The sequence below is a fragment of the Novosphingobium naphthalenivorans NBRC 102051 genome (assembly GCF_001590985.1).
GTDB classification, from domain to species: domain Bacteria; phylum Pseudomonadota; class Alphaproteobacteria; order Sphingomonadales; family Sphingomonadaceae; genus Novosphingobium; species Novosphingobium naphthalenivorans.
Genome location: NZ_BCTX01000063.1, coordinates 20,260 through 30,323 on the forward strand (window position 1 = coordinate 20,260; position 10,064 = coordinate 30,323).

At 64.0% G+C, this 10,064-nt stretch carries 12 protein-coding genes; 7 read left to right on the forward strand and 5 right to left on the reverse strand.

Translation table 11 applies throughout. The features are described from left to right. Position 1 precedes the first annotated feature (1 nt). Both NN5_RS18160 and nudC read left to right on the forward strand, forming a co-directional pair. Entirely contained in the window at positions 2-1,327 is a 1,326-nt protein-coding gene (locus NN5_RS18160) for a serine hydrolase domain-containing protein (protein WP_067736590.1), read from the forward strand. Further along, positions 1,324-2,232 carry an NAD(+) diphosphatase gene (nudC, locus tag NN5_RS18165; protein ID WP_067736592.1) on the forward strand — a complete coding sequence of 303 codons (909 nt, stop codon included), beginning with the start codon at positions 1,324-1,326 and terminating at the stop codon, positions 2,230-2,232. Before NN5_RS18160 ends, nudC begins: the two co-directional genes overlap by 4 nt. 12 nt (positions 2,233-2,244) lie before the next feature. On the opposite strand, the gene NN5_RS18170 is transcribed toward nudC, so the two are convergent. Beyond that, the gene (locus tag NN5_RS18170; protein WP_067736595.1) at positions 2,245-2,640 is read right to left on the reverse strand and encodes a DUF1489 family protein; all 396 of its coding nucleotides are present in this window, start codon (positions 2,638-2,640) and stop codon (positions 2,245-2,247) included. A 91-nt stretch (positions 2,641-2,731) separates the two neighbouring features. Between NN5_RS18170 and NN5_RS18175 the strand changes: the two genes are divergently transcribed. Further along, positions 2,732-3,121, forward strand: coding sequence for a hypothetical protein (locus NN5_RS18175; protein WP_067736623.1), 390 nt, complete (start codon positions 2,732-2,734; stop codon positions 3,119-3,121). Positions 3,122-3,130: 9 nt separating this feature from the next. On the opposite strand, the gene mgtE is transcribed toward NN5_RS18175, so the two are convergent. Then, the gene (gene mgtE, locus NN5_RS18180; RefSeq protein ID WP_067736598.1) at positions 3,131-4,564 is read right to left on the reverse strand and encodes a magnesium transporter; all 1,434 of its coding nucleotides are present in this window, start codon (positions 4,562-4,564) and stop codon (positions 3,131-3,133) included. 155 nt (positions 4,565-4,719) lie between these two features. Between mgtE and NN5_RS18185 the strand changes: the two genes are divergently transcribed. The 4 genes from NN5_RS18185 (at position 4,720) to NN5_RS18200 (ending at position 7,541) form a co-directional block, all read left to right on the forward strand. After that, the gene (locus NN5_RS18185; RefSeq protein ID WP_067736601.1) at positions 4,720-5,187 is read left to right on the forward strand and encodes a peptidylprolyl isomerase; all 468 of its coding nucleotides are present in this window, start codon (positions 4,720-4,722) and stop codon (positions 5,185-5,187) included. A 205-nt stretch (positions 5,188-5,392) separates the two neighbouring features. Beyond that, positions 5,393-6,652, forward strand: a complete 1,260-nt coding sequence (locus tag NN5_RS18190) for a pilus assembly protein TadG-related protein (RefSeq protein WP_067736603.1) — start codon at positions 5,393-5,395, stop codon at positions 6,650-6,652. A 5-nt stretch (positions 6,653-6,657) separates the two neighbouring features. Next, positions 6,658-7,146, forward strand: coding sequence for a TadE/TadG family type IV pilus assembly protein (locus NN5_RS18195; protein ID WP_067736606.1), 489 nt, complete (start codon positions 6,658-6,660; stop codon positions 7,144-7,146). Continuing rightward, a complete protein-coding gene (locus tag NN5_RS18200; protein ID WP_067736608.1) occupies positions 7,143-7,541 on the forward strand; it encodes a TadE/TadG family type IV pilus assembly protein in 399 nt (132 codons plus the stop codon). The genes NN5_RS18195 and NN5_RS18200 overlap by 4 nt, the downstream gene beginning before the upstream one ends. Before the next feature lie 87 nt (positions 7,542-7,628). Here NN5_RS18200 and NN5_RS18205 read toward each other — a convergent pair whose 3' ends face one another. The 3 genes from NN5_RS18205 to ybeY are packed head-to-tail and all read right to left on the reverse strand — an operon-like array spanning position 7,629 to position 10,016. Next, on the reverse strand, positions 7,629-8,513 hold the full coding sequence (locus NN5_RS18205) for a LysR substrate-binding domain-containing protein (protein WP_084385032.1): 885 nt from the start codon (positions 8,511-8,513) through the stop codon (positions 7,629-7,631). 58 nt (positions 8,514-8,571) lie between these two features. Then, positions 8,572-9,501, reverse strand: coding sequence for a hemolysin family protein (locus NN5_RS18210; RefSeq protein ID WP_067736611.1), 930 nt, complete (start codon positions 9,499-9,501; stop codon positions 8,572-8,574). 23 nt (positions 9,502-9,524) lie between these two features. After that, entirely contained in the window at positions 9,525-10,016 is a 492-nt protein-coding gene (ybeY, locus tag NN5_RS18215; RefSeq protein ID WP_067736614.1) for an rRNA maturation RNase YbeY, read from the reverse strand. Positions 10,017-10,064: the final 48 nt, after the last annotated feature.

Below are 10,064 nucleotides of genomic sequence, written 5' to 3' on the forward strand. Positions count from 1 at the left end.
CATGATCGAAGCGTTCGAATCGCGGGAAGCGCTGGAACGGGATCTCGACCGGCGTATGCTGCTCAGGCTGGGCGCTTTCGCAGGGCTGGGCGCCGCGCTGATGCCGCGGCTGGCTTTCGCAGCGGCAGAGCCAGGGCTGCTGCCCAATGTCCGCGCGCTGATCGACAAGTGGGTGAGGCCGGGCAAGTTTCCCGGCATGATCGCCTCGCTTGGCCTGCCGGGCAAGGACCCCGAATATGTCGCCAAGGGCACCGAAGGGTTCCTCAACCTCGATCCGATGTCGGACAGCAGCCTGTTTCGCATCTATTCGATGACCAAACCCATCACCGGCATGGCGGCGATGCAGCTGATCGCCGAAGGCAAGCTGTCGCTAGACCAGCCGCTCTACGACATCCTGCCCCGCTACCGGCACATGCAGGTGCAGAACACGTATGACGGATCGGTCACGGACCTGCATCCGGCGAAGCGCCCGATCACGATCCGGCACTTGCTTACGCATACGGCCGGGCTGGGCTATGCGATCATCCAGAAAGGCCCGATCCGTGACTTGCTCAACAAGCAGGGGCTGATGGCCGGGCAGGTAAGCCGGATGACGCTGCCCGATGTTTACGGCGGCCCGCAGGCTCCCAGCCTGGAAGTGTTCGCCGACCGGCTGGCCGGAGTGCCGCTGGTCTATGATCCCGGCACCAGATGGAGCTATTCGCTCGGGCTCGATCTGATGGGCCGGGTGATCGAGGTGGTTTCCGGCAAGCCGTTCGACGTCCATCTCAGGGAAACGATTTTCGAGCCTTGCGGGATGACGAGCACGTTCTTCCAGGTGCCCGCTGCCGATGCCGGAGAACTGACGACGAACTATGCCGTGTTCGGCGGCGTCTTCATCCCGATCGACAAGGGCGAGAATTCGGTGTTCCTTGATCCGCCGCCGTTCCCGATGGGCGGTTCCGGGCTGGTCAGTTCGCCGCGCGATTACGACCGCTTCCTGCGGATGCTGGCGCAGTTGGGCATGATCGACGGCCGGCGCGTGCTGGCCGAAGCGGCGGTGCGGCAGGGCACCAGCAACTTGCTGCCACCGGGCGTGAAAGGCCCGGCGCTGGATTCGGCTCCGGCGGATTTCGGCGCGGGCGGCCGCGTCGGCATCGGGCCCGAGACCGGGATCTACGGCTGGGCAGGCGCGGCCGGAACCGTGGGCATGGTCGACATGATGCGGGCCCTGCGCTCGCAGCTTTTCGTGCAGTTCATGCCGTCGCAGTCGCTCGCTCTGCTGCCCGAATTCCAGACCGCGCTCAAAACCGATGTCCTTGCGCTGCTTCAGGTGAAACCCGCATGAATTCCCAGACCATCGCCTTTTCCGGATCGCATATCGACCGCGCCGATCATATCCGCAACGATCCGGAGGCGCTCGAAGCGCTCAAGACCTGGGAGGCGCGGCTGCTGCGGATGGACGGCCTCGACCCGGTACTCACGCCGGACAACACGCTCGACTGGGGCAGCCTTGCCGATGCTTCGCCGGACAGCGAGCTGGTGTTTCTCGGGCTGGACGGGCCGGGCGATGAGGTGCGTGGCTGTTTTGCCGAAGTGCGCCCCTCCTACCCTTCGGGCAGCCCCCATGCCGGGCCCGCGAGCTGGAACGCCATGGCGGTGCTGGAGGCGGGCGAGCTGGCGGCTTATGGCGGGGCCCGTTCGCTGGTGGGCTGGCACGCGCGCCACCGCTTCTGCGCGGTCTGCGGCAGCCCGACGGAGCTCGCCAAGGGCGGCTGGCAGCGCACGTGCACGAATGCGGATTGCAAATCCGAACACTTCCCCCGCGTCGATCCGGTCACGATCATGACGGTCGAGTGCGAGGGCAAACTGCTCCTCGGCCGCCAACCCCGCTTTCCCCAGGGCCGTTACTCCGCGCTCGCGGGTTTCGTGGAGCCGGGCGAGACGATTGAGGAAGCCGTGGCGCGCGAAGTCTTCGAGGAAGCGGGGGTGCGTGCCCGCGATGTCGAATATGTGATCAGCCAGCCCTGGCCGTTCCCTTCGTCGCTGATGATCGGCTGTCACGCCTTCGCCGACGATCCCGCCATCGTGATGGACGAGACCGAGATGGAGGACGTGCGCTGGTTCACGCGCGATGAGGTCGCCGAGGCGCTGGAAGCGACGGCGCGCGGCGAACAGGGCCGGGCCTTCGGCGCGCCGCCAAGGACGGCAGTGGCCCACGCCCTGCTGCGCTGGTGGGTGGAGCGGGGCTGAGCGGCCCTTTCGCTATACCAGCCCCAGCTTCGCCAACTCGCGCGCCAGTTTGGGCGGCATCACGTCGCCGCTGCTTTCGCCGTCGCCCAGATCGCGCGGGGCGTCTTCGTCCTTGAGGTAGCGCCAGCCCTGATGGGCGCGCTTGGGCTTGGTGACGACCGGGATCAGTTTGGGCGCCAGGTGGATGTGCCAGCGGCCGTCGTCGCGCTGGGTGAATCGCAGGATCGGGGAGCGGCCGATCAGTGCGTGCTCGTAGATCCAGTAGAGGGAGCCGCCCACCATCTCCTCATGCCGCTTGGGCAGGTAGCGGGTGGTCAGCAGGGCTTCGTCCGGGTGGCTTTCCAGCCAGGCGCGCAAGTCCGCCGGGCTCTCGGCGGAAAAGGCGATCTTGGTCATGTGCAGCGGCATGAAGGAAAGATAGGCAATCGCGCAGGCCGGCGAAAGGGTGGCGAGGGACAGCTTGTTCTTTGTGGCCTTGCCCTGTTAGTCCTTGGCCGCGATGGAATTTCTCTTCGAACTCCTGTTCCAGTTCTTCGGCGAGCTGCTGTTGCAGTTCCTGGTTGAGCTGTTTGCCGAACTGGGAATGCACGCGATGGGGCAGGCCTTTTCGAGAAAGCCCAGCCCCGGTCTTGCCGTCGCCGGATTTACGCTGTGGGGAGTCGTTGCAGGTGCGATCAGCCTTTGGGTCTTCCCCCATTCGGCCATCCACGATCCGTCGCTCCGGCTGGCCAACCTGTTTGTCACACCCGTGCTGGCGGGTGGGGGAATGATGCTGCTGGGACGCCTGCGGGCGAGAAAGGGGCAGGAACTCGTGCGGCTCGACCGCTTTGGCTACGCTTTCCTGTTCGCCTTCACCATGGCGCTGATGCGCTACAACTGGGCGAGTTGAATCGGCCTGTCAGGCCAGTCCGGTGAGGACCGCGAGACCCAGGAACGAGAAGAAGCCCATCACGTCGGTCGCGGTCGTCACGAAGACGGCGGAGGATACCGCCGGATCGACCTTGAAGCGCGTGAGCGTGACCGGCACGAGGATGCCCGCGAGACCGGCGACGAGGTTGTTCACCACCATGGCGGTTGCGATCACCGCGCCGAGGTGGGGATTGGCGAAAAGCAGGCCGGTGCCGAGGCCAATCAGCGCGCCCAGCGCGGCGCCGTTGGCCAGCGCGATGCGGAATTCGCGCAGGATCATCCGCACGGTGTTCGAATCGGTAAGCTGGTTGGTGGCAATGGCGCGCACCACCACGGCCAGCGTCTGGGTGCCGGCATTGCCGCCCATGCCCGAGACGATCGGCATCAGCACCGCGAGCAGCGCGAATTTCGCGATCGCCCCCTGGAACAGCCCGACCACCGATGAGGCGAGGATGGCCGTCGCGAGGTTGACCACCAGCCATGTCAGGCGGGCGCGCACCGTCAGCAGGATCGGCTCGTTGATGTCGCCGTCGCCTGCACCGGAGAGCAGCAGGGTATCCTCGCCCGCTTCTTCCTGAATGATGTGGACGATGTCGTCGACCGTGATCTGGCCGATCAGGCGGCCCGAATCGTCAGTCACGGCGGCCGAGATCAGCGCGTATTTCTGGAAGCGCAGCGCGACTTCTTCCTGGTCCATGCCGACCGGGATCAGCGTCTGGTCGCGCTTCATCACGTCGTAGAGCGGGATGTTGCGCGGGCAGCGCAGGATCCACGAAAGCGCGCAAGTGCCAACCGGGTGGTGCAGCGCATCGACGCAGAACACTTCCCAGAATTCGGTGGGCAGTTCGCGGTGTTCGCGCAGGAAGTCGATCAGGTCGCCGACCGTCATCGTCTCGGGCACCGCGACGAATTCGCGGCTCATCAGGCGGCCGGCGGATTCCTCGGGGTAGGACAGCGCCGATTCGATGGCGGCGCGGTCTTCCGGCTCCATCTCGGCGAGGACGGCCTGCTGGTCCTCCTCGTCGAGGTCTTCCAGCATGGCGACGGCGTCGTCGGTTTCGAGCTGTTCAGCGATCTCGGCGACGACTTCGGCGGGCAGCGCCTCGACCAGCAGCTCGCGCACCCAGTCGTTGAGTTCGGCGATGACCTCGACGCCCATGAGGTCGCGGATCGAGCGGGCGAGAGTCAGGCGCTCGTCGGCATCGACCAGTTCGAACAGGTCGGCGATGTCGGCGGGGTGGAGCGGCTCGACCAGGTCATAGACGCGGTCGGAATCCTCGTCGTCGAGCGCCTCTTTCACGCTGCGGACGAATTCGGGCTTCAGGCGGTTTTCCTCGTCGAGGCTTTCCGTTTCCTGCGCAGCCTCGGCTTCGGCGGCGGCCTCTTCTTCGGGCAGATTTTCCTTGAGGTCCGCTTCGCTCATGAAGGCCGGTCTAAGCGCCTATTTCGCAATTGCAACAGGTGGATTTCCGGGCGCATCCACCGCATCGAATAACGTGACATTGCCGCAAGCCGCCCTATATCGGGCGCCAAGCCACTCCGCGCCCAAGACCGGGTGCCGGCAACAGGAGAGATAAAATGGCCGACGAATTTCTGACGCTCACCCTCGACACCGGCGAAGGCCAGGGCGACGTCAAGATCAAGCTGCGCCCCGATCTGGCCCCGGGCCACGTCGAGCGAATCAAGGAACTCGCCAACGAAGGGTTCTACAACGGCGTGAAGTTCCACCGCGTGATCCCCGGCTTCATGGCGCAGGGCGGCTGCCCGCACGGCACCGGCACCGGCGGTTCGGACAAGCCCGACCTGCAGGCCGAATTCAATGCCGAGCCGCACGTGCGCGGCGTGTGCTCGATGGCGCGCACCAGCTATCCGCACTCGGCCAACAGCCAGTTCTTCATCTGCTTCGACGACGCGACCTTCCTCGACAAGCAGTACACTGTCTGGGGCCAGGTGGTCGAAGGCATGGAACTCGTCGACGCGCTGCCCAAGGGCGAGCCGCCGCGTAATCCGGGCACGATCGTCAAGGCGACTGTTTCGGAAGGTTAAGTCCTCCGTAAACAAGCAAAAAGTTAAGAGGGCGGTTCGCAAGGACCGCCCTTTTTCCATGTTTGCGGTATGCGAAGAAGGCGAGGGAGACACCGTTTCCTCGCCAATCATGCTTAATTTTAAGTAACTAGATCCCGATAGAATCCCTTACCGCGTGTGTGAGCAGATAGGCTGGTTGGTGTCATGCGAGTGTAGGATTGTCTCAATGATAGTGCGGCCATTCCTGTCCCGCCTGCGTGCAAGCAGGGAAGGCAACATTCTGGCGCTGACTGCCTTTGGCCTTACCGTGCTGGTCGGCGGCGCGGCGCTCGCGACCGACACCGCGCAATGGTATCTCTGGAAGCGCCAGTTGCAGCAGGCCGTCGATGCGGGGGCCCGGGCGGCGGTGCTCAGCGAGCAACTGGGGAATGACTATAACGCTGCGGCCACCAGGGAAGTGGGCCGCAATGGCGTTTCCACTTCCGACGTCAAGATCGAACTGATCTCGAACCCGCCGACATCGGGGGCCTATACTGCGGACGCCAATGCCATCGAGGTTCAGGCGACCACCAGCCAGAAGCTGCCCTTCTCCGGCCTGTTCCTGAGCATGGCGCCCACTGTGCGGGCGCGGGCCGTGGCAACAGTTGCCTCCGATGGCGACTACTGCGTCATCGCGCTTTCGCCGGACGGGGTCGGCATCAACACCATCGGTTCGGCTCAAGTGAATCTGGGATGCGGCGCGGCCGCCAATTCCAACATCGCAACGGCCATCGATCTGAACGGCAGCAGCTGGCTTGATACGCCCAATGTCCACGCAGTCGGCGGCATCGATGCTTCCAGTGCGAGCATCCCTTCCGGGGCGGTACTGCAGCCTTACGGGCTGCCTGTCACCGATCCGATCGCAGCGCGCAATCTGACCGTGCCGACGACGCCCGCGACTTGCACCGCGAACAACCTCAATGTCGCGCCCAGCACGACCACCACGCTCGATCCGGGCCGCTATTGCAATGGCCTGACGCTGCAGGGCACCGTGACGCTGAACCCCGGCGTCTACATCATGGACAAGGGCACGTTCACGGTGAACAGCCAGGCGCATGTCACCGGAGAAGGCGTCACCATCATCCTGACCGGCGACGATCCCAAGAACGTGGCGACCGTCAAGCTGGTCGGCGGTGCCGATCTCGACTTGCGCGCGCCTACCGCTGTGGAAGATCCCACCTGGAAAAACATCCTCTTCTTCCAGGATCCAATCGGATCGACGAGCGAGAGCAATATCGCTGGCGGCAGTACTCTTCAGCTGGATGGTATCGTCTACCTGCCGGGGGGCGATCTCACGTTTACCGGAAATTCCGGGCAACATGCGGATTGCCTGCTGATGGTCGCCAATCAGATATCGTTCTCCGGCACGACCTCGCTCGATAACAAATGCACGTCCGATTACAGCGATCTCGACATGTCCGCCCGTGTCGTCCGGGTGGTGGAGTAGTGGCCATGCGCATCAGCCTCCTTCCCCCGATAGCCCGGCGTGTCATCGAGGACCGGAAAGGCGCGGCCGTCGTCGAACTGGGACTGGTCCTGCCCGTGATCCTGTTCCTGTTTGCCGGAATCGTCGATGTCTCGCGCTATGTCTGCGCCAAGATCGACGTCGAGCAGGCTGCCCAGCGTACCACCGCGTTTGCGCTCGCCAAGCGGCCGACCAGTTCCAGCGTGGCCTATCTGATCCCGGAAGCGACTGCCGCGGCAGGTGTTCCGTCGAGCAATGTCACGGCCGAGCTTTTCCTTGAATGCAATGGCGTGCGCCAGTCGAAATACGACAATCCCTGTCCGGCGGGGGAAACGTCCGGCCGTTTTGTCCGGGTATCGATCCGGCGGGCCGTTGCGTTCCAGTTCAACTGGACCGCACTGGCAGGCATGTTGGGTATGAAGTCCATGGGATCGAATATTACCGTGACTGGCAATAGCCTGATGAGGATCCAATGACCTTTCGAAACCTGCTTGCGGATGCGCGTGGAGCTTCGGCCGTTGAGGCGGCGTTTGCCCTGCCGGTCATTCTGGTCGCGATGATCGGGCTCCTGCAGTTCGCCCTGGTTCTCCAGGCTTCGGGCACCATTCGCCATGCCGCGGGAGAGGGCGTCCGCTATGCCAAGGTCCATCCCGATGCGAGTGAAACCGAAGTGCTGAACAAGGTGCGTGCCAGTATGGTGGGCGTCAAAGACAGCGGCATCGTCTCGCTCGCCCTGCAGCGCGGGACGGCGGCGAATGGTGCAAAGTTCAGCAGCGTGACCGTCACGTATCAGCTGGATCCGGTCATCCCTTTTACGGACATCAAGCCGTTCACGCTGAACGAGTCGATGTCCTCGTATATCCCGAGCTGAAATTCCAAACCGACATTTCAAACTGACAGGTGCGGACGCCGTCTGGTCGCCCATCGGCCAGACGGTGTTTGGCTTGGAAGGAAGAGTTTACAGCCCGGCTTGCAGCAGCCACTCGTGGAAAATGCGCACCGGGCGGGTTTCCAGCGCCTTGGGCTTGCAGATGAACCAGTAGCGGTAGGGGCTCTCGATATCGATGTCGAACAGCCGGGCCAGCCGGTTGTCGTGCGAGCGGCGGAAGTGGTCGTCGTGCATGATCGCGATGCCGAGGCCCTGCGCCGCCGCTTCCAGCACGAGCTGGCCGGAGTCGAACTTGTCGATCGCCGCCGGTTCCAGATCGGGCATACCGATCGCCTTCTTCCAGGCGTCGAGGCTCTCGGGCAGGTCCTGGTGGATCAGGAACGTCTGCTTCGACAGGGCCTTTTCGTCCGGCACCGGCCCGATCTCGGCGGCCAGTTCGGGGGAGACGATGCCATAGACTTTGTTGTGGTCGAGCTGGATGCGGTAGAAGGCCGGGTCCGGCTCCTTGGAGAGCACGATGGCCGCGTCCAGCGTATCGCCCACGCGGTCTTCCGAATGGGCGGCGGTATCGATGTCGATGTGCAGGCGCGGGTGCAGCTTGCGCAGTTCGGGCAGGCGCGGGAACAGCCGCTGGCCGCCGAACAGCGAAGGCACGCCCAGATGCAGGCGCAGCACCTGGCCGCGATCGATCTGCGCCTCCACCGCCTCGGCCAGTTCTTCCAGCTTGGGGCCGATGGCATTGTAGAAGGCCAGGCCCTCGTCGGTCAGCTTCATCGACTGGTGCTGGCGCGTGAACAGCCGCTTGCCGGTAAAGTCTTCCAGCGCGGCGACGCGGCGCGACAGGGCCGAAGGCGACAGGGCCAGTTCATTGGCGGCTGCCTTGGCTGAACCGAGACGGACGACGCGCACGAAGGCTTCGAGTGCGCGCAGGGGAGGAAGTCGGCGTACAGGCAAGGGCAGTCTTTTCGTGGCGTTTGCTGGATATGCAATCTGCAGTGCAGATCATGCAATCCTATGTGAGACAATCGGGTGTGTTTTCCAAGTCCCGCTGTGGCGGATGAAGGCGCAAACGGGTCACATGGCGTTCATTCCCGTCGATAACCTCGATTTTCCAGCCACTGGCGTGGGTGAGCACGGTGCCGACCTCGGGGACCTTTTCGGCCAGAACGAAAGTTAGGCCGCCCAGCGTATCGACCGATTCCTCGACTTCGGCAAGGCGTGGATCGATCCGTTCGGCGACGTCGTCCAGTTCGGCCCGCGCATCCGCTTCCCACACGCCGTTTTCCAGCGGCACCAGCAGGTCTTCGGGGGCATCGTCGTGCTCGTCCTCGATCTCGCCGACGATTTCCTCGACGAGGTCCTCGATGGTGATGATGCCGTCGGTGCCGGTATATTCGTCGATCACGACGGCAAGGTGCGTGCGCTGGGCGCGCATGTCGGCCAGCACGTCGAGTGCGCCGCGCGACTGCGGCACGTAGAGCGGCTGGCGCAGCAGCGTGCTCCAGTCGTCCGGCCGGGTGCCGCGCGCCAGGTGCGAGAACACGTCCTTGATGTGGAGCATACCCTTCACCTCGTCGAGCGATTCGCCATAGACCGGCATTCGCGAATGGCCATGCTCGGCAAACGCCTCGACGACTTCTTCCCACGAGGCGGAAGCGGGCAGGGCGATGATCTCGCCGCGCGGGATCGCGACGTCGTCGGCATCGTGCTCGCTGAAATGCAGCAGGTTGCGGAGCATCTGGCGTTCCAGCGGCGAAAGATCGCCGTTGGCGGGGCTTTCGCCGTCCGCCTCGCCTTCGTGCTCGTTGATGACTTCCTCGATCTGCGCGCGCAGCGACTGATCGCCCTCGGGATGGAAGAGCCTTTTGATGACACGCAAAAGCGTGCCGCTACTGTCCCCATCTCCCGAGCCGGACTCGGTGTGGCGGCCATTGTCGGCCATTGTGCTTGGTATTCCCCTGCAGTCTAGATCCGGTCCCCATATGGGTCAGGGATACCGAGAATCGCAAGAGCCTTTGTTTCAAGCGCTTCCATTGCTTCGGCATCATGGTCGGAAATCTCGTGATCGTGGCCCGCCAGATGCAGCAGGCCGTGGACGATCAGGTGAGTGGCGTGGTGTTCGACGGAAGCGCCCTTTTCCGCTGCTTCGCGCGCGCAGGTCTCGAAAGCGAGGGCGATATCGCCCAGCATTTCCGGCGGGCCATCGGGCGCGAGATCGAGCAGGTCCTCGCGATCGAGCATGGGGAAGGAAAGCACGTTGGTCGGCTTGTCCTTGGCCCGCCACTCACGGTTGAGCGTGTGGACTTCCTCGTCCGATGTGAAGAGCACGCTGGCGATCAGACGCGGATTGGCGAGTTCAGGCGCGACTTGCTGCAGCGCTTCGAGAGCGCTTTCGGCGATATCGGCCCAGTCGGTGCCGCCGGGCCAGGGGGCTTCGATGTCGATTTCGAGGGTCATTACGGACGGCTTTACTCATGCAGCAGGAGGAAGAGAAGCGGGATCCCC

What these genes read in the sequence shown, in the direction of transcription:
- NN5_RS18160 (WP_067736590.1), top strand. Translation starts at nt 2, where the DNA reads ATGATCGAAGCGTTCGAATCGCGGGAAGCGCTGGAACGGGATCTCGAC.
- nudC (WP_067736592.1), top strand. Translation starts at nt 1,324, where the DNA reads ATGAATTCCCAGACCATCGCCTTTTCCGGATCGCATATCGACCGCGCC.
- NN5_RS18170 (WP_067736595.1), bottom strand. Translation starts at nt 2,640, where the DNA reads ATGCCGCTGCACATGACCAAGATCGCCTTTTCCGCCGAGAGCCCGGCG.
- NN5_RS18175 (WP_067736623.1), top strand. Translation starts at nt 2,732, where the DNA reads ATGGAATTTCTCTTCGAACTCCTGTTCCAGTTCTTCGGCGAGCTGCTG.
- mgtE (WP_067736598.1), bottom strand. Translation starts at nt 4,564, where the DNA reads ATGAGCGAAGCGGACCTCAAGGAAAATCTGCCCGAAGAAGAGGCCGCC.
- NN5_RS18185 (WP_067736601.1), top strand. Translation starts at nt 4,720, where the DNA reads ATGGCCGACGAATTTCTGACGCTCACCCTCGACACCGGCGAAGGCCAG.
- NN5_RS18190 (WP_067736603.1), top strand. Translation starts at nt 5,393, where the DNA reads ATGATAGTGCGGCCATTCCTGTCCCGCCTGCGTGCAAGCAGGGAAGGC.
- NN5_RS18195 (WP_067736606.1), top strand. Translation starts at nt 6,658, where the DNA reads ATGCGCATCAGCCTCCTTCCCCCGATAGCCCGGCGTGTCATCGAGGAC.
- NN5_RS18200 (WP_067736608.1), top strand. Translation starts at nt 7,143, where the DNA reads ATGACCTTTCGAAACCTGCTTGCGGATGCGCGTGGAGCTTCGGCCGTT.
- NN5_RS18210 (WP_067736611.1), bottom strand. Translation starts at nt 9,501, where the DNA reads ATGGCCGACAATGGCCGCCACACCGAGTCCGGCTCGGGAGATGGGGAC.
- ybeY (WP_067736614.1), bottom strand. Translation starts at nt 10,016, where the DNA reads ATGACCCTCGAAATCGACATCGAAGCCCCCTGGCCCGGCGGCACCGAC.